This is a genomic window from Paenibacillus sp. FSL K6-2441, from assembly GCF_037964765.1.
Classification (GTDB): Bacteria; Bacillota; Bacilli; order Paenibacillales; family Paenibacillaceae; genus Fontibacillus; species Fontibacillus phoenicis.
On sequence record NZ_CP150174.1, the window covers coordinates 4,036,859 to 4,055,000 of the forward strand.

At 52.4% G+C, this 18,142-nt stretch carries 13 protein-coding genes and 2 rRNA genes (1 of these 15 only partly in view); 2 read left to right on the forward strand and 13 right to left on the reverse strand.

Features of this window, described 5'->3' with window-relative positions; genetic code table 11:
• The first annotated feature begins 226 nt into the window (after nt 1-226).
• Entirely contained in the window at nt 227-1,603 is a 1,377-nt protein-coding gene (locus NSQ80_RS18755) for an IS110 family transposase (protein WP_260072012.1), read from the forward strand.
• A gap of 1,034 nt (nt 1,604-2,637) precedes the next feature.
• On the opposite strand, the gene gltX is transcribed toward NSQ80_RS18755, so the two are convergent.
• The 4 genes from gltX to NSQ80_RS18775 form a co-directional block, all read right to left on the reverse strand.
• Entirely contained in the window at nt 2,638-4,098 is a 1,461-nt protein-coding gene (gltX, locus tag NSQ80_RS18760) for a glutamate--tRNA ligase (RefSeq protein ID WP_009226615.1), read from the reverse strand.
• A gap of 73 nt (nt 4,099-4,171) precedes the next feature.
• Nucleotides 4,172-4,660, reverse strand: a complete 489-nt coding sequence (ispF, locus tag NSQ80_RS18765; RefSeq protein WP_009226614.1) for a 2-C-methyl-D-erythritol 2,4-cyclodiphosphate synthase — start codon at nt 4,658-4,660, stop codon at nt 4,172-4,174.
• Nucleotides 4,661-4,758: 98 nt separating this feature from the next.
• Complete coding sequence (ispD, locus tag NSQ80_RS18770; RefSeq protein ID WP_323077867.1) at nt 4,759-5,463, reverse strand: 2-C-methyl-D-erythritol 4-phosphate cytidylyltransferase; 705 nt, start codon at nt 5,461-5,463, stop codon at nt 4,759-4,761.
• 72 nt (nt 5,464-5,535) lie between these two features.
• A complete protein-coding gene (locus NSQ80_RS18775) occupies nt 5,536-6,624 on the reverse strand; it encodes a PIN/TRAM domain-containing protein (protein WP_009226612.1) in 1,089 nt (362 codons plus the stop codon).
• A 202-nt stretch (nt 6,625-6,826) separates the two neighbouring features.
• Between NSQ80_RS18775 and NSQ80_RS18780 the strand changes: the two genes are divergently transcribed.
• Complete coding sequence (locus NSQ80_RS18780; RefSeq protein ID WP_009226611.1) at nt 6,827-7,222, forward strand: hypothetical protein; 396 nt, start codon at nt 6,827-6,829, stop codon at nt 7,220-7,222.
• Between the two features lie 123 nt (nt 7,223-7,345).
• On the opposite strand, the gene pssA is transcribed toward NSQ80_RS18780, so the two are convergent.
• From pssA to NSQ80_RS18825, 9 genes are all read right to left on the reverse strand, one after another.
• The gene (gene pssA / locus NSQ80_RS18785) at nt 7,346-8,080 is read right to left on the reverse strand and encodes a CDP-diacylglycerol--serine O-phosphatidyltransferase (RefSeq protein WP_009226610.1); all 735 of its coding nucleotides are present in this window, start codon (nt 8,078-8,080) and stop codon (nt 7,346-7,348) included.
• A 50-nt stretch (nt 8,081-8,130) separates the two neighbouring features.
• Nucleotides 8,131-9,207, reverse strand: a complete 1,077-nt coding sequence (gene disA / locus NSQ80_RS18790) for a DNA integrity scanning diadenylate cyclase DisA (protein ID WP_036646422.1) — start codon at nt 9,205-9,207, stop codon at nt 8,131-8,133.
• A gap of 13 nt (nt 9,208-9,220) precedes the next feature.
• Nucleotides 9,221-10,588, reverse strand: coding sequence for a DNA repair protein RadA (gene radA / locus NSQ80_RS18795; RefSeq protein ID WP_009226608.1), 1,368 nt, complete (start codon nt 10,586-10,588; stop codon nt 9,221-9,223).
• Nucleotides 10,589-10,825: 237 nt separating this feature from the next.
• The gene (gene clpC / locus NSQ80_RS18800) at nt 10,826-13,270 is read right to left on the reverse strand and encodes an ATP-dependent protease ATP-binding subunit ClpC (RefSeq protein ID WP_323077869.1); all 2,445 of its coding nucleotides are present in this window, start codon (nt 13,268-13,270) and stop codon (nt 10,826-10,828) included.
• A gap of 33 nt (nt 13,271-13,303) precedes the next feature.
• Nucleotides 13,304-14,362, reverse strand: a complete 1,059-nt coding sequence (locus NSQ80_RS18805) for a protein arginine kinase (RefSeq protein WP_009226606.1) — start codon at nt 14,360-14,362, stop codon at nt 13,304-13,306.
• Nucleotides 14,363-14,374: 12 nt separating this feature from the next.
• Complete coding sequence (locus tag NSQ80_RS18810) at nt 14,375-14,899, reverse strand: hypothetical protein (RefSeq protein WP_009226605.1); 525 nt, start codon at nt 14,897-14,899, stop codon at nt 14,375-14,377.
• Between the two features lie 71 nt (nt 14,900-14,970).
• The gene (locus NSQ80_RS18815) at nt 14,971-15,429 is read right to left on the reverse strand and encodes a CtsR family transcriptional regulator (protein ID WP_036646393.1); all 459 of its coding nucleotides are present in this window, start codon (nt 15,427-15,429) and stop codon (nt 14,971-14,973) included.
• A 755-nt stretch (nt 15,430-16,184) separates the two neighbouring features.
• Nucleotides 16,185-16,301, reverse strand: a 5S ribosomal RNA gene (gene rrf / locus NSQ80_RS18820).
• Between the two features lie 139 nt (nt 16,302-16,440).
• A 23S ribosomal RNA gene (locus NSQ80_RS18825) occupies nt 16,441-18,142 on the reverse strand; it runs 1,359 nt beyond the window's last position.

Sequence of the window (18,142 nt, forward strand, 5' to 3'; positions counted from 1 at the left end):
GATACCTAATAAGAAAAACGTCTATCGACGTACATTCAAAGTAGACAGACCGCGTTTAGCGGAAGTTTTTCTTGCGATATCAGGATGCCAATCCCCCGAAGTTTATACTTTCTGGCGTGTAATATAATCAAAATATAAAGAGGAAATCCCCAGCGACTATCGAAGAAAGAAGCACCTGACAGGGAAGCTTCAATCTTACCTACCAACCACAGGAGGTTAAAGTCGCATGGGGAAATCCTCGCACATTCAAGGCCGTAAGGGAACTAAGTTCAGTCAACAGCTAAGGGGCGTTAACCTGGAGCAAGTCCTCATCGTTGCAATCGATGCGGCCAAGCTCCACCAAAAAGCCTTAATATGCAATTATTTCGGCGACATCATTGAAAAACCCTTCTTTTTCTCAGCGAATAATTCTGGTATGGAGCTGCTTTGCAAGAAGATTAATCAAGCGGTTACAGCCACAGAGGCTGTTCGCTTGTTCCTGGGTATTGAGGCAACAGGCCATTACTATGAAGACATCGTCCGCGAGATGGCGAAACGAGGGTACCACGTTCAGATCTTGAATCCGTATACCACCTTCGAGGAACGCGCCGGCGCACTGAATTGGTGCAAAACAGATGATCTTGATCTTGTGGCCATCGCCCATGCCATCAAAAGCAACAAAGCCACTGAAAACCAGCTTTTGAATGGCGTGCAGCGTCAGCTCCATGTCTTGACTCGAGCACGGCGCTCTGAGACACGGAAGCGTGCTTCCTTGCGTACAGAGATTCGAGCACTTATGGACCTCATCTGGCGCGAGTACCAAGGATATGCAGATTATTCAGCCGGTAGAGCTCGAAAAATCAAAGTATTCAGTGACTTCTGGGGGAAAGCCTCGCTCTTCTTCATGGAGCATTATCCACACCCCGCTGCTGTCCTGAAACTAGGGGAGACCGGGCTACGGAAGCTCTCGATTCAGCATAATCTCAAATTGCGAAACACCACCATCCAGAAGCTCTTGCACGTCGCTGAACAAGCGTTATCGAGAAACTTACAGGAACTTCGGCCTGAGCTTATGTTACTGAAAATGAAGCTACGTGACTTACGAACATTTGATGCCAAAATTAATGTTTTGGAACAAGAGATCGAGAACCTTCTCCTTCAGACAGACGGACGACTGCTTCTTACCGTCCCGGGCTTAGGAGTGACTACCGCGGCTGAGCTTTATGCTGAAATCGGCGATGTATCTCAGTACTCGAACGCAAACCAGTTAATTAAGAAAGCTGGCACAAACCCCATTGTTAAGCAAACAGGTGGCGGCAAAGGCTCCTACCGCAAGATTTCCAAACAGGGAAACGATCACCTTCGTTATGCGGTATATCTAGCAGGTAAGAGTCTCTGCATGCATAATAAGGACCTTAAGCCTTTCTATGATCGTCTGAAGGAAAAAGGAAAACATGAACGAGCCATCTTTGTTGCAATGGGTAATAAGATGCTCAAAGTCGCTTTCGCCATGCTGCGAGACCGTTTACCGTTTCAATCGCAGTGCTCTGATTATCACATCCTTGATGAGGTCAATAAGAAGTTGAACTTCAATTGCGTTATGCCGACACTAGCGGTGGCCTAACTAAGCAAGATCTTGGAACCGGTCTTTCTGGGACTGAGGGAAGATCGGATCACTTTCTTGGAGACCTTGGATCTCGTATGTCAGCTTTATCCACCTCGCCCTGTGAATGCGAATTGTACGTTAGCGTATACTCTGCACTCAGCCAGATTGCATCGCAGGATTGAAAAAACGAGGCTATTTCCTTTCAAGTCCGAGAAAGGCCGGTTTCAAGCATCGCTTCTCTGTCAGTTGCTAACTTTTTTGAAAATCTGGGTGGTTAGGTGTGTTTGGGTTACCCAGAAACCTAAAAATTCTACTTGACATAGTACGCTGATATCTAAAAAAAAACGCCCCTGCAGCTTACGCTGCAGAGACGCCTGACGACGCGGTTCCACTCTGCTTTGGATGAGTTAGCCTCAGGGGCCGGTTGATGCCCATCACAGGTTCAATCAAGCCTTTGTCTTAAGCCGACTCCTCCCTCTTAAGGTCCTTAACGCGGACAAAACGGCGAAAGCTACCTTCGCCTCATTCAAGGCGTGTTCGCATTCGCGGCTCCCGGGTGCATTTCCGCCAGCACGTATCCGGATAACTTCCAGCCTGGTATCTTCTTTGCGTGGTCCGCTCTGAAGGGTCCCGGTTATCCTCTCTGGTCGATACGGCTGATCGCGTACTTCTCCCGATCTATGCCGTTTGGCTCTCAAGGCGGCGGTCTGCCGCCATTCCTCTAGTTGTAAGGTCTATCTGCATTAATATTACCTAATGGACGTCCTACTGACAATGGCAGCCGAAAAAATTTCTCCCTCTCTAACGCTGATCACAGACGCTAATCGAGCAAAAAAGGGGCACATTCAGCGCTAACGCTTGCCAGAAACCTTATTCCTTGATTTCAGCAAGGAAATGAGCATAATTTGCCACAATAAGCACACTGACAAGCGTTAGAACAGAAAACTCGTTCGTTTCGCCTAAATAAGTGCTGTGGCAAGCGTTAGCGCAATATCGATATGCACCGTGTGAACTCTTCTCCCAAGTCAGCTTTGACCTAGCCGCCCGGCGCCCTACAAAGCGGCGATCCGCGCCTTCAACCGATCAACGACCTTGTCCCGGCCCAGCAGGAAAATCGTCTGGTTCAAGTCACGGCCATGCATTTGGCCGGTCAACGCCACGCGGATCGGCATGAACAGGCCTTTCCCTTTGCTGCCGGTCTCTTTCTGCACCTCTTTGATGGCGGCGCCGATGTTCTCCACGCTGAAGTCGGCAAGGCCTTCAACCTTAGCCAAGAACGTCGACAGCACGCTTGGCACTTGCGGCTCGGCCAGCACGGCAGCTGCTTCTTCGTCCACCGACAGCTCGCTGCGGAAGAACAACTCCGACAGCTCCACGATATCTGAAGCAGCCGTCATTTGCTCTTGATACAACGCAACAAGCGCCTCGGCCCATGCTTGCTGCTCCGGCGACAGCTCGGCCGGTAGCCGTCCAGCCCGTTGCAGATGCGGGATAGCCAGCGAAGCGATCCGCTTCGGATCGGCGTTCTTGATGTAATGATTGTTCAGGTGCGCCAGCTTGTTCGTATCAAACACCGCCGGGCTGCGCGATAAACGGTTCGCATCGAAGATCGAAATCAGCTCATCCTTGCTGAAAATCTCCTCTTCCCCTTCCGGCGACCAGCCAAGCAGGGCGATAAAGTTAAACATCGCTTCCGGCAAATAACCGAGCTGATCGTACTGCTCGATAAATTGAATGACCGATTCGTCGCGTTTGCTTAGCTTTTTGTGGTTCTCCCCGACGATCAGCGTCATGTGCCCAAATACCGGCGGTTCCCAACCAAACGCATCATAGATCATTAACTGACGAGGCGTATTGGACACGTGGTCCTCTCCGCGCAGCACGTGCGTGATGTTCATCAGATGATCGTCCAGCACTACGGCGAAGTTGTAGGTTGGGATGCCGTCTTTTTTCACAATGACAAAATCCCCGCTGACGTCGGATTCAAACGAAATCGGCCCTTTCACCAAATCGTCGAACGTAAACGTACGGCCTTCCGGTACACGGAATCGGATGCTGTATTGGCGGCCTTCCGCGTCGTATGCAGCCAGTTGCTCCGGCGTCAGGTGACGGCATTTCCCGGAGTATCGCGGAGTCTCGCCGCGAGCCATCTGCTCCTCGCGTTCCTTCTCGAGCTCTTCTTCCGTACAGTAGCAACGATAAGCAAGCCCCCGGTCCAGCAAATCCTGCACCAGCGGGCGATACAAATCCAGACGCTCCGTTTGCCGGTACGGTCCGTAATTCCCGCCGACATCTACGCTTTCGTCCCAATCCATGCCCAACCACTTGAGGTAGGTCAGCTGGTTCTCCTCACCGCCGGCCACGTTGCGCTTCACGTCCGTATCTTCGATGCGGATGATGAATTTCCCCCCGTGATGTCTGGCAAACAAATAATTAAATAACGCCGTTCTGGCGTTCCCGATATGTAAATGACCCGTTGGACTCGGCGCATAGCGCACGCGTACTTCAGCCATTCCAATCCCCTCCCTAGTTTTAAGACGTTGCCGTCAAGGCTCTATCCTTTAGCGAAAATACTACCTCACAAGTTTATGATGATAACACATTCTGAACCAGACAGACAACGCATTGCGCCGCAATGCCTTCACCGCGTCCAGCAAACCCGAGCTGCTCGGTGGTCGTAGCCTTTACGTTAATGAGCTCCGGCTCGGCGCCCAGGGTGCGGGCAATAACCTCCACCATTTGCGGGATGTGCGGGGCCATCTTCGGTTTTTGTGCAATAATCGTTGCGTCCAGGTTGCCGATGCGGTACCCTTTCTCAATAGCCATATCCCATACTCGCTGCAACAATACCACGCTATCCGCATCTTTAAACGCCGGATCGGTATCCGGGAAATGGCGGCCGATATCACCTAACCCCAGCGCCCCCAAAATGGCGTCGCTGATCGCATGCAACAACACGTCGGCGTCCGAGTGCCCCAGCAAGCCTTTCTCATATGGGATATGCACCCCACCGATAATACACGGCCTGCCCTCCACGAGCTGATGCACGTCAAAGCCTTGTCCTACTCTAAACATCCTCTACCCTCTCCCAGTCATCTTTTAATCACGAAGCAGCTCGAGGAGGTGAACTCGACATTGAATCTTGAATTCACTCAGTCGCTCCGCGATGAACTTTACCCCTGCCTCTTCCTCCGGATAAACTCCGCGTAATCCAGGTCCTCGGGCGTCGTGATTTTAATATTGTCATAGGCCCCTTCCACCAGCTTGACGGGGATGCCCAGCCGTTCGACCAGCATCGCGTCATCGGTGCCGACGAAGCCTTCCTCCACGGCCCGATCATGGGCCGCCAGCAGGTCGGTACGCCGAAAAGCCTGCGGTGTCTGTATCGCCCACAGGCTGCGCCGGTCCGGGGTCGCTGCGACAAAGCCCTGCGCGTCCGCCTGCTTGATCGTATCCTTCACCGGTACGGCAAGGACGGCCGCGCCATGCGTTCTTACGGCTTCGCAGCAAGCCGTTATCTGCTCACTCGTGACAAAAGGGCGGACGCCGTCATGCACCAGTACCCAAGGCGTGCTGAGATGCAGCAAGCCTTGGCGCACCGAGTCTTGACGCTCAGCCCCGCCCGGAATAATTTGTATTTGTTCGCCTATGCCATATTCGGCAATCCATGACCGGCACCGGTCCACATCCTGCTTCCCGGTGACAAGCACGATTTGCGAGATCAACGGATGACGCCGAAACACCTCCAGCGTATGAATAAAGATCGGTTTCCCGTCCAGCAGAAGATACTGCTTGCTTTCCACCGTCCCCATCCGTGTGCCGCGGCCTGCCGCCACCACGATGACTCCCGTATCGCCGCTTGCTTGCAACCCTATCATGATCTGCCTCACCTTTAACTGAATTCAACCGCACCGCAGCTAGTGCAGCGCAGTTAATTCCATCATACCGAATTACTGGGCTTTTTCCAACAGTTTTGGTTTGGCAAAAATCATTCGTCCCGCCGAGGTCTGCAGCACACTGGTCACCAGCACCTCCGTAATGGTGCCAATGTAGTCGCGTCCGCCTTCGACGACGATCATCGTCCCGTCATCCAAGTAAGCGACCCCTTGTCCATGCTCCTTGCCGTCCTTGATCACCTGAACCATAATTTCTTCACCAGGCAGCACGACCGGTTTGACCGCATTGGCCAAATCGTTGATGTTCAGCACAGATACGCCCTGCAGCTCGCACACCTTGTTCAAGTTAAAATCGTTCGTCACGACCTTCCCCTGCAGGACCTTGGCCAGTTTGACGAGCTTGCTGTCCACCTCGGAGATTTCCTCGAAATCCCCTTCATAAATCATAACCTTAACATCCAGCTCTTTCTGGATTTTGTTCAGGATATCCAGCCCCCGCCGCCCGCGGTTTCGCTTGAGCAAGTCCGAGGAATCGGCGATATGCTGAAGCTCCTCCAGTACGAACTCCGGAATGACAATCGTTCCTTCGATAAAGCCGGTTTTACAGATGTCGGCAATTCGTCCGTCGATAATCACGCTCGTATCCAAAATTTTGTGTTCCTCTGCCCAGCGCTCCTCTTCCGGAGCGGGAGCCCCCCATTTACCGGACTTCCAAAGCGAGGACAGCTCTTCCTTCTTCGCCAGCCCAACGTAGAGCCCAATGTAGCCAAACAGCGCCGATACCGCGAATTGCGCCATGCTCTCCAGCGTGCCGAGCCAGGACAGCAGGGGGTAGACCATTAAGGAAAGAAGAAGTCCCGCAGTCAAACCGGCCGCACCGGCAGCCATTTCATTCATCGGGATCCGCGTTAAAGCGGCAATCCATGTTTTTACTTTGGAAGAAACGACGTCTGCAGCCATAGAGAACAGGAACAAGAACAGTAGCGCACCAGCCGCAGCCCAGATCAAATTAGCTGCGATCGGGTTCATTTCGCGAAACCAGTCGCTCGCAGCCCCCGGTAACACACCGGACAAGCCGCCGGTCGTATAACCGAACCAGGCCCCGCATAAACCAGCTAGAATCATCGAGTATTTTTTCAGCACGTCTCTCTTCACCTCCTGAATAAGTATCTTCTTTAGCCAGTATGAACCAATTTCAGAGCACCTAATCCTGGACCCTCACTTTTTTCCAAAAAAGTACCAACGAAAATCCAAATGCACCCCATAACGATGGGATTTCAGGTTGATCTTGAAGGAAAAGGTGGAATATAATGAATTCAATTCATAATATTGAGGTGGATGGAAAATGAGCGCACCAAGCCTACAGTCTTTTCAAGACCAAGTTTCTGAACTGTTGCTCCGTCACCGCAGCCTGTTGGATGTCTTGTCGAAGATGGGACAAACCAACGCCGCTGCCGTCCGTTCCGTGACCAAATCCGTAACCGAATGTGGTTGCATCGAGCTGCACGCCACCAAACAAGACTTCGAGCCAGGCATGAATTTGCAGCAAGCCAAAGAAACAATCGCCAAGCACGTCCATGGTGAGCTGTGCGAAAATTGCCGGGATGTCATTACTAATGAGCTTGGACGCAACCTTTTCTATATGTCCGCCCTTTGCAATTTGCTGGATATTAACATGGAAGAGATCGTGGAGCGCGAATCGCAAAAATGCGCCACGCTGGGTTTTTTTAACTTATCGTAAGCGTATCTTGTACTTAGGTAATGGGGAAAATGCATCGTAAGAGGAAATCAAAAAGGCATCGATCCTTTCCGCCCGCGGGAGATCCATGCCTTTTTTCTTATTGGTGGGGTTGTTTGGTTATTCTCATCGTTTGGGACGATACGCTTCTTGAGCATCATTGTCTTCATCGTCCTGATGTTTGCGGCGAAGCAGCCGGTTGATGTTCTGCCGAAGACCGTATGCCGCGTAAATGACCAATGGGATAAAAATCAACTTGGCTGTCTGATCCGGAAATACGACGGCGATCACCACCGCAAAAATTACAACCAGCGGCGTATACACGATGGTTCTCTTTGGTAAGCCGATCTTTTTGAAATTCGGATATCTTACCGTGCTAATCATCAAATACGATAACAGAATCATGGATACCACAAAGTATGGTGCCGAAATTTCCCGGTAAAACAGCGACAGTGTTGCCAGAACCCCGCCTGCAGCCGGAATCGGCAACCCGATGAAATAGCCCGGAGCCCCCTTCTGAACGTTAAACCGGGCCAGCCGCAACGCCCCGCACATCGGGAAGATGATCGTGACTGCCCAAGCGACGCCGGAAGGAAGGCTGTGAAAAGAAATCATGTACATAATCAGTGCTGGAGCCAAACCAAATGATATCAGATCCGATAAAGAATCGAGCTCTTTGCCGAACTCGCTTTGAGCGTTCAGCGCACGGGCGACCCGTCCGTCTAAACCATCGAGCAGCATAGCGACAATTACCATAATGGCGGCCAAGCTAAATCGGCCTTCCATTGCCAGCAAAATCGCCAGCATTCCGAGAACCAAATTACCTAATGTAAAAAGGTTCGGAAGGGATTTTGTAATCATCTCTTCACCTCGAGTAGATATTCCTGAACCATTCATTGATGATAGGTGATTTAGATTTGTCTGTCAATGAACACCTGTTCCTGCAAGCGTTTGAGCCCCTCTTTGATGGAGCGTGCCCGCACCTCGCCGATCCCGTCGACTTCATCCAGCTCCTCGATGCTGGCCATCATCACATTTGGTAAGCGGCCAAACCGTTCGACCAGATTGTGAATAATGACATTGGGCAAACGGGGAATTTTATTCAACACGCGATATCCCCGCGGTGAGATCAACTCCTCCGAAGTCGCGGCGGAAGAAGGATAACCCAAGAGCTTCGTGATATGGTTATCATCCAGCAGCTCATCGTCGGTGGAGCGTTTCAGCCCCATAATAATTTCTCGGATCGCTTCGTCGGAGTCTTCTTTGGCATAGTCTTTATACAGCAGCCAAGCCTCTTCCTCCATGTTGCTGACCAGTTCCTCCATCTGCATGCTGATCAGACGTCCCTCGGTCCCCAATTCGTTGATGAACCGTTTGATCTCCATCTTGATCCGGATGACCATTTCCACCCGTTGAATGACGTTGATCACCTCTGGCAAGGATACAAGCTCCTCAAATTCGGAGGCCGTCAGGTTCGTTAAGGCTTGATTCAGAACGGAGCGGTACTTCTCCAACGTCTGAATCGCTTGGTTCGCCTTGGTCAGGATCACGCCGATTTCCTTCAGGGCATACCGTAATCCCCCTTGATACAGCGTGATAATGTTCCGGCGCTGGGAGATGGAGACGACCAGCTTGCCGGTCTGTTTGGCCACCCGTTCGGCCGTACGGTGCCGGATCCCTGTCTCCGAGGAAGCGATCGAGGAGTCGGGGATAAGTTGAGTATTGGCATACAGGATTCGCTTCAAGTCTTCGCTAAGGATAATGGCTCCGTCCATTTTGGCCAGCTCATAGAGATAGTTCGGCGAGAAATCACAGTTGATGGAGAAGCCGCCCTCAACGACTTCCATGACCTCCGGGCTGTAACCAACAACAATCAGACCACCGGTTTTGGCCCGTAACACGTTTTCGAGTCCGTCACGAAAAGCCGTTCCCGGTGCGACAAGTTTCAGCAATTCGTTCATTTTCTCTGCATGGGTAGTTTCCTTCATCATCTAATGCCCCCTAATCTAACGCAACAGCTAGCGCATCTGCAACGGTATTTACACCTATTAATTGGATCCCTTGCGGACCTTTCCACCCTTTCATGCTCTTCTCCGGCAAAATGACTCGTTTAAAGCCCAGCTTGGCCGCTTCCTTCACGCGTTGCTCCGCCCGGGAAACTGCCCGCACTTCGCCGGTCAAACCAACTTCTCCAAAGAACACGTCATACGGCTTCGTTGGGATGTCGCGGAAGCTTGAAGCTACACTTACCGCGATGGCCAGATCGACCGCCGGTTCATCCAGCTTCACCCCGCCGGCCAGGTTGACGTAAGCGTCCTGATTTTGCAGGAACATCCCCATTCGCTTCTCAAGGACGGCGATAATCAGGTTCATCCGCTGATAGTCTACCCCCGTGGCCATCCGTCTTGGCGAAGGAAAATGGGTGGCTGAAATCAAGGCCTGCAGCTCGACCAGCATCGGGCGCGTCCCCTCCATGCTGGCAACGACAGTGGAGCCCGCCACGCCGAGCGGCCGTTCGGATAGAAACAGCTCCGACGGATTTGCCACCTCCGCCAGGCCGGATTCGTTCATTTCAAAAATGCCAATTTCGTTAGTCGAACCAAAGCGGTTCTTCACGGCCCGAAGCAGCCGATAGGAATGATGCCGTTCGCCTTCGAAATACAACACGCAATCGACCATATGCTCCAGCAGACGCGGTCCGGCGATCGCCCCTTCCTTGGTCACGTGACCGACCAGCACCGTGGCAATGCCTTGCCCTTTGGCAATCCGCATAAACCTTGCAGTACATTCCCGCACCTGCGATACACTTCCGGGAGCGCTGGTAACCTCCGGCAAGTAAACCGTCTGGATCGAATCGATCACCAGGAAATTCGGTTTGACCTGTTCGATCGCTTCTTCGATCCCGTCCATGCTGCTTTCGCACAAGACGAACAGTTCCGCAGACAAGGTTCCCAACCGTTCCGCCCGTAACTTCGTCTGGCGGACGGATTCCTCCCCTGAGATATACAAGACTCTCAGGCCGCTGCGCGCCATTTCATGCGAGGTCTGCAGCAACAGGGTCGATTTCCCGATACCGGGATCTCCCCCAACCAGGACCAGCGAGCCCGGCACGACACCGCCGCCAAGCACCCGGTTTAATTCCCCGATGCCCGTTTGAATTCGCGGTTCTTTGCCGCTCTCTATATTTATGATCGATTCCGGCTTTTCTTTCGCATGAAAAATCCCGGAAGTCATTCCCTGCGTTTTGACGGGTTTCTCCACTTCTTCTACCATGGAGTTCCAAGCGCCGCAGCCCGGGCATTTTCCATACCATTTGGGCGATTCATAACCGCAATCGGAGCAAAAAAACTTATGTTTTACTTTAACCATTTATCTCTCCTTCTCGCCTCTGCAATATTTTACAGACTTAGCAGACACCGTATCGTTAGGGTTACTAAAATTTTACCACCCTTTCGCTTTGATCGAAAGCTATGAGACCACGGCCGCCATGGCGGCAGGATTTAAAAAAGGCAGCCCCAAAGCATCGCTTTGGAAGCTGCCTTTCACTTATTTCATCGGCTTTAACGTTACGGATTTGTAGAATTTAACTACATTTTTTTACACAAGTTACGCATTTTTGATGAACGTTCCCGTACGTTCGACCTTCAGTTCACCATTTTCTTCGTCAATCGTCAACGAGTCGCCTTTCTTCACGTTGCCGGTCAGCAGTTCTTCGGACAGGCGGTCTTCGATATGCTTCTGAATTGCCCGGCGGAGCGGACGTGCGCCATACGCAGGATCGTAGCCCACCTTCGCCAGGAACGCCTTCGCCCGATCAGTCAGCGTAAAGTCGACATCGTATTCGCGCAGGCGTTTACGCAGTTCTTCGGACATCAGTGTGACGATTTGACCGATATGCGCTTCCTCGAGCGAATGGAAGACGATAATTTCGTCGATCCGGTTCAGGAACTCCGGACGGAAGCTCTTCTTCAGCTCTTCCATCACTTTGTCCTTCATGTTGTCGTAATCCGCACCCGCATCTTGAACCGCGGTGAAACCGAGCCGCGTATTGCGTTTGATCGCTTCGGCACCAACATTCGAGGTCAGGATGATCAGCGTGTTGCGGAAATCGACCACACGGCCCTTGGAGTCGGTCAACCGGCCGTCTTCCAGCACTTGCAGCAGAATATTAAACACTTCCGGATGCGCCTTCTCGATTTCGTCCAGCAGGACAACAGAATACGGTTTGCGGCGCACTTTCTCGGTCAGCTGGCCGCCTTCTTCATATCCGACATATCCTGGAGGTGCGCCAACGAGACGGGCTGTGGAGTGTTTCTCCATGTACTCGGACATGTCGATCCGGATCACGGCGTTCTCGTCGCCAAACATCGCTTCGGCAAGTGCGCGAGCCAGCTCGGTTTTACCTACCCCGGTTGGACCCAGGAAGATAAAGGAGCCCATCGGACGCTTCGGATCCTTGAGTCCTGCACGTGCCCGGCGGATCGCCCGGCTGACCGCCTTCACGGCTTCCTCTTGCCCGATGACACGCTCATGCAGGATTTTCTCCATATTGAGCAAGCGTTCGGTTTCCTCTTCCTTCAGCTTGTTAACCGGAATTCCCGTCCAGCTGGCAACGACTTGGGCGATATCCTCCGGCGTAACTTCGGAATCGGTGCGTCCTTGTTTTTCTTTCCATTGGTTCTTCGTCGTGTCGAGCTCTTCGCGAATCTTCTGTTCTGTATCACGAAGCGCCGCCGCTTTCTCGAATTCCTGGCTTTGCACCGCCGCGTCTTTCTCCTTGCGGATGTCCTCCAGGCGGCTTTCCAGCTGTTTCAGATTCGGCGGTACCGTGTACGAGTTGAGCCTTACTTTAGACCCCGCCTCGTCAATCAGGTCGATCGCTTTGTCCGGCAGGAAGCGGTCTTGGATGTAACGGTCGGACAATTTGACCGCTTGCTCGATCGCCTCGTCGGTGATTTTCACGCGATGGTGCGCTTCATAGCGATCACGCAGCCCGTGCAGGATTTGGATCGCTTCTTCGACCGACGGCTGATCCACCGTGATCGGTTGGAAACGACGTTCCAGCGCGGCGTCTTTTTCAATATATTTCCGGTATTCATCCAGCGTGGTTGCGCCGATGCATTGCAGCTCGCCGCGAGCCAGCGCCGGCTTCAAGATGTTCGAAGCGTCGATCGCGCCTTCTGCACCGCCCGCTCCAATCAGCGTATGCAGCTCGTCGATAAAGAGGATGATATTCCCGGCTTGGCGAATTTCGTCCATGATCTTTTTCAAGCGGTCCTCAAACTCACCGCGGTATTTCGTCCCCGCAACGACGGAGCCCATATCCAACGTCATGACGCGTTTGTCACGCAGCGTCTCCGGAATTTCGTTGTTGATGATCTTTTGCGCGAGACCTTCAGCGATGGCTGTTTTCCCGACGCCGGGTTCCCCGATCAGCACCGGATTGTTCTTCGTCCGGCGGCTCAACACCTGGATCACCCGTTCGATTTCTTTGCTGCGGCCGATCACCGGATCCAAATTGCCCTCTTTAGCCGCAGCTGTCAAGTCGCGGGCCAAGCTGTCCAACGTTGGGGTATTCACGTTCGTTGGGGTGCCGTGATGGCTGGATACGGCCTCACTGCTGCCCAGTAGCTGCAGCACTTGCTGGCGCGCTTTGTTCAAGCTGATGCCAAGGTTGTTTAGGACGCGGGCCGCTACGCCTTCCCCTTCACGAATCAGGCCGAGCAAAATATGCTCTGTCCCAACATACGTATGGCCGAGTTTACGCGCTTCATCCATGGACAGCTCGATCACTTTCTTGGCACGCGGTGTATAAGCGATATTGGTCGGTTGCTCTTGTCCGCGGCCGATCAGCGTTTCCACTTCATCCTGTATTTTCTCAAGTCCCAGACCCAATCCGATCAGTGCCTTGGCGGCGATGCCTTCGCCTTCACGGATCAGGCCGAGCAGTACGTGTTCTGTACCGATATTGTTATGTCCGAGTCTTACGGCTTCTTCTTGAGCTAGTGCCAACACCTTCTGCGCACGCTCCGTAAATCTTCCAAACATCATCTTCTCCTACACCTCCATAGTTGGTACTACCCGTTATTTTCCCATTCGCTCCCGAATGAGTTTGGCGCGGTACATATCCCGTTCCCCCGGGGACATGCTGCTGCTAAATTTCTTCTGCAAAAAACCGGGCTGCGTCATGACGTTCAATTCATTTAGCGCTTGAGTTGATACGCCTTCGATTAACCCTAAGTCAACGCCGAGCCGGACATCCGACAGCCGCTGGGCGGCTTCCTTCGAGTCGATGATGTACGCCTGGGACAAAATCCCGTAGGAGCGCATCACCCGGTCCATCATGCGCAGCCGCGATTCGCTGATCAGCTTCTCACGCGCCGTCTTCTCATGCTGAATGATCTGCAGAACCACGCCGTATAAATTTTCGATGATCTCAGCTTCGCTTTGTCCTAGTGTAATCTGATTTGAGATTTGAAACAAGTTACCCATCGCTTCGCTGCCTTCGCCGTAGATCCCGCGAACAGTTAAGCCGACCTGCGATACCGCAGATAAAATCCGCCCGATCTGCTGCGTCAGCACCAGTGCCGGCAAATGCATCATGACCGAAGCACGAAGTCCGGTTCCTACATTCGTCGGACAGCTGGTTAAGTATCCGCGCCGGTCGTCGAAGGCATAATCCACATGGGATTCGAAAATGTCGTCGATTGCCGTCGCTTTTTCCCAAGCCTCTTGGACCTGGAGCCCCGGATATAAACACTGGATACGCAAATGATCCTCTTCGTTCACCATAATGCTCAGGCTCTCATCTTCGCTGATGAAGACCGCTCCATTTCTGGAGTCATTCGCCAGGTTCGGACTGATCAAATGCTTCTCAACCAGTACTCGTTTATCCAATTCATCCAAGTCTGCAAGAAGCACCGGGTATAGCTTGCCGTGAGCCTGGAGTGCTTTATCGCTTAGAACCCCCTGCAGAAGCTTCAGCACCTCTTCCGATTGCGTGTTGGTGGCCAACATCGGGAAGGGATGGTGCAGGATGTTACGGGCGATCCGTACCCGGCTGCTCATAACGATATCGGACTCTTTCCCTTTGCGGCTCATCCATTCGCTCAGCGGCTGTTCGGTAAATCGGAGATTGGTCACCCTACATCCCTCCTACTCTGCAGATAAGTTCTTCTCAAGCTCGCGAATTTGGTCCCGCAGCGCTGCTGCCACCTCGAACTCCTCTTGGAGGATCCGGTATTGCAGCTCACGGCGAAGATCATCGAGCTTACGTTTTACTTGAATATGACCGCCGATCCGTTTTGGCACCTTCCCGACATGAACGGTATTGCCGTGGACCTTCTTAAACAGCGGATCCAGACGATCATTAAAATATTTGTAACAAGAGCTGCACCCAAAACGCCCGATTTTGCTGAACTGGGAATACGTCATACCGCATTCTTCGCAGCGCAGATGTTCTGGTGTGCTGTGCCCGGAAATCTGACCTTTGGTCGCCGGGCCTAAATCAAGGAAGCCCGACAGCAGGTTATGAATCGAAAAGCCGCCCGAGGTGCCGGGAATCAGCTCCCCTTTTTCCCTGGCGCAGGTTTCACAGAAGTGAAACTCCGTCTTCTCACCATTCACGATTTTCGTAAAATGCAAGGTTGCCGGGCGTTTGCCGCATTCTTGGCATTGCATCGCACGTCCCTCCTTACGGGATAGACTAAGACAGCAGATCCTTAAACCTGTATTTGTGTTACATCATGCTGTTAACTCAACAATGAGATTAACATCGCTCGCATCATTCTTGCCCGGATCTGGTCGCGATACGGCAGTTTCACTGCCAGCACATCGCGGGATATCGCCGAGCGCATCATTGCGGCCTCCCGAGGGGTCAAAATACGGGCTTCCTCCAGGCGATAAATCAATCCTTCCGCCGCAGATTGCCCGATCTCTTCCCCAATCGTTTCATGCAAGTGGGTGTGCAGCGATGATGGTCCCGGCAGTTGAAGGCGCCGAATCCGAACATAACCGCCACCGCCGCGCTTGCTCTCGACCAGGTACCCTTTCTCCAGAGTAAAACGGGTGCTGATGACATAGTTTATTTGCGACGGCACGCAGGAAAATTGGTCGGCAAGTTCGTTACGTTGAATCTCTATAATCCCCTCAGGACTTTCATGCAAAATACTCTTGAGATATTTTTCGATGATATCGGAGATATTACGCATCACTCATCCTCCATTATTCCATACGTGTATCTCATGTTGCGGTTTGACACCATTAAGTCGTCAAGAACGGATGCGCGTCTCGGCCTAGAGGCACATCGCAATCATTAAGAACGGTTGCTTGTGATCATGGCCTTAGAAGCACATATCATCGTCAAGAACGGATGCTGGCCGCTTGCTATGACATAAGATGCTTGTCGCGTCGAATTGGTCATGGCCCGCGAGGCACATCGCATCATCAAGAACGGACGCTGTCATGGCCTAAGAGCATCGCACCGGATGCAGGTAATCACCTATAGGGCGCACTGTGATCCGGTTCTGTTCTGTTGACTTTGACTTTCTTTGACTTTATAAACATTATACCATAATTTGATGATTTGCCAAGAGGGGCTACAGTTTCAGTTCCAGTGTGGACTTTACGCTTACAAAATATTCGTGCTAAAGCGTATGAGAACACAGCCCAGTTGGTGCCTTTAGCACAGCGTGTCCTTCATCTTCAGGCGATTCCTGCAAAAATACAGTTATTTTGCGGGGGAGTGGCCGTTTTGCCTGGAATGCCTGCAAAAGTGCAGGCTTTTTGCGCCGATTTGCTCGAATTGACCTAAATCGAGAAAAATAACTGCACTTTTGCAGGCTTTGACCGAGAAATCGAGATTTCTCCGAAAAAAACTGTACTTTTGCAGGTTTCCAGCTCGGGGCAAGCACAAGTCAAACACAAAAAGAGCACCACCGATCATCGGCAGTGCTCTTTCTTCTTTGCTTGGCAGCGTCCTACTCTCCCAGGACCCTTCGGTCCAAGTACCATCGGCGCTGGAGGGCTTAACGGTCGTGTTCGGGATGGGAACGAGTGGAACCCCTCCGCCATTGCCACCAAACATGATTTTTGCGCTGCTTTTACTTCCGCGCTTTCCGCTTCAGCAAAAGATCAAACCTTATAAAAGGCGTGCAGCTAAAAATCGGTTCAAGGTTGAATCCTTGAAAACTGGATACGAAACTAGATTTGCATTTTATTTTTTGGATAAGCCCTCGACCGATTAGTACCTGTCAGCTCCATGCCTTACGGCACTTCCACCTCAGGCCTATCAACCTTGTCGTCTTCAAGGGGTCTTACATACGGGGAAATCTCATCTTGAGGGGGCTTCACGCTTAGATGCTTTCAGCGCTTATCCCGTCCGCACTTAGCTACCCAGCTGTGCTCCTGGCGGAACAACTGGTGCACCAGCGGTGCGTCCATCCCGGTCCTCTCGTACTAAGGACAGCTCCTCTCAAATTTCCTACGCCCACGACAGATAGGGACCGAACTGTCTCACGACGTTCTGAACCCAGCTCGCGTACCGCTTTAATGGGCGAACAGCCCAACCCTTGGGACCTACTTCAGCCCCAGGATGCGATGAGCCGACATCGAGGTGCCAAACCTCCCCGTCGATGTGGACTCTTGGGGGAGATAAGCCTGTTATCCCCAGGGTAGCTTTTATCCGTTGAGCGATGGCCCTTCCATGCGGTACCACCGGATCACTAAGCCCGACTTTCGTCCCTGCTCGACTTGTCAGTCTCGCAGTCAAGCTCCCTTCTGCCTTTGCACTCTTCGAATGATTTCCAACCATTCTGAGGGAACCTTGGGGCGCCTCCGTTACTCTTTAGGAGGCGACCGCCCCAGTCAAACTGCCCGCCTGACACTGTCCCCGTACCGGTTCACGGTACCAGGTTAGAACCTAGATACGATCAGGGTGGTATCCCAACGGCGCCTCCACCGAAGCTGGCGCTCCGGCTTCCTAGGCTCCCACCTATCCTGTACAAATCGTATCCAAGTCCAATATCAAGCTGCAGTAAAGCTCCATGGGGTCTTTCCGTCTTGTCGCGGGTAACCTGCATCTTCACAGGTATTAAAATTTCACCGGATCTCTCGTTGAGACAGCGCCCAAGTCGTTACGCCATTCGTGCGGGTCAGAATTTACCTGACAAGGAATTTCGCTACCTTAGGACCGTTATAGTTACGGCCGCCGTTTACTGGGGCTTCGGTTCACAGCTTCGGAGGTATTCCTCCTAACCGCTCCCCTTAACCTTCCAGCACCGGGCAGGCGTCAGCCCGTATACTTCGCCTTGCGGCTTCGCACAGACCTGTGTTTTTGCTAAACAGTCGCTTGGGCCTTTTCACTGCGGCCCCCTCGGGCTATTCACCCTACCGAGGCACCCCTTCTCCCGAAGTTACGGGGTCATTTTGCCGAGTTCCTTAACGAGAGTTCTTCCGCGCGCCTTAGAATTCTCTTCTCGCCTACCTGTGTCGGTTTGCGGTACGGGCACCTTCTCCTGGCTAGAGGCTTTTCTTGGCAGTGTGAGATCATGACCTTCGGTACTGTAAATTTTCCCTCCCCATCACAGCCTAGCCTTATCGGTGTGCGGATTTGCCTACACACCAGCCTCACTGCTTGGACGAGCATCCATCAGCTCGCGTCACTACCCTACTGCGTCACCCCATCGCTCATAACGGATTACGGTGGTACAGGAATTTCTACCTGTTGTCCTTCGACTACGCCTTTCGGCCTCGCCTTAGGTCCCGACTTACCCTGAGCGGACGAACCTTCCTCAGGAACCCTTAGGCTTTCGGCGGATCAGATTCTCACTGATCTTTTCGTTACTCATACCGGCATTCTCACTTGTATGAAGTCCAGCTGTCCTTCCGGTCAACCTTCAACCCGCATACAACGCTCCCCTACCC

Coding starts and splice junctions, on each gene's coding strand:
- NSQ80_RS18755 (WP_260072012.1), top strand. CDS start 227: ATGGGGAAATCCTCGCACATTCAAGGCCGTAAGGGAACTAAGTTCAGT.
- gltX (WP_009226615.1), bottom strand. CDS start 4,098: ATGGCTGAAGTACGCGTGCGCTATGCGCCGAGTCCAACGGGTCATTTA.
- ispF (WP_009226614.1), bottom strand. CDS start 4,660: ATGTTTAGAGTAGGACAAGGCTTTGACGTGCATCAGCTCGTGGAGGGC.
- ispD (WP_323077867.1), bottom strand. CDS start 5,463: ATGATAGGGTTGCAAGCAAGCGGCGATACGGGAGTCATCGTGGTGGCG.
- NSQ80_RS18780 (WP_009226611.1), top strand. CDS start 6,827: ATGAGCGCACCAAGCCTACAGTCTTTTCAAGACCAAGTTTCTGAACTG.
- pssA (WP_009226610.1), bottom strand. CDS start 8,080: ATGATTACAAAATCCCTTCCGAACCTTTTTACATTAGGTAATTTGGTT.
- disA (WP_036646422.1), bottom strand. CDS start 9,207: ATGAAGGAAACTACCCATGCAGAGAAAATGAACGAATTGCTGAAACTT.
- radA (WP_009226608.1), bottom strand. CDS start 10,588: ATGGTTAAAGTAAAACATAAGTTTTTTTGCTCCGATTGCGGTTATGAA.
- clpC (WP_323077869.1), bottom strand. CDS start 13,270: ATGATGTTTGGAAGATTTACGGAGCGTGCGCAGAAGGTGTTGGCACTA.
- NSQ80_RS18810 (WP_009226605.1), bottom strand. CDS start 14,899: ATGCAATGCCAAGAATGCGGCAAACGCCCGGCAACCTTGCATTTTACG.
- NSQ80_RS18815 (WP_036646393.1), bottom strand. CDS start 15,429: ATGCGTAATATCTCCGATATCATCGAAAAATATCTCAAGAGTATTTTG.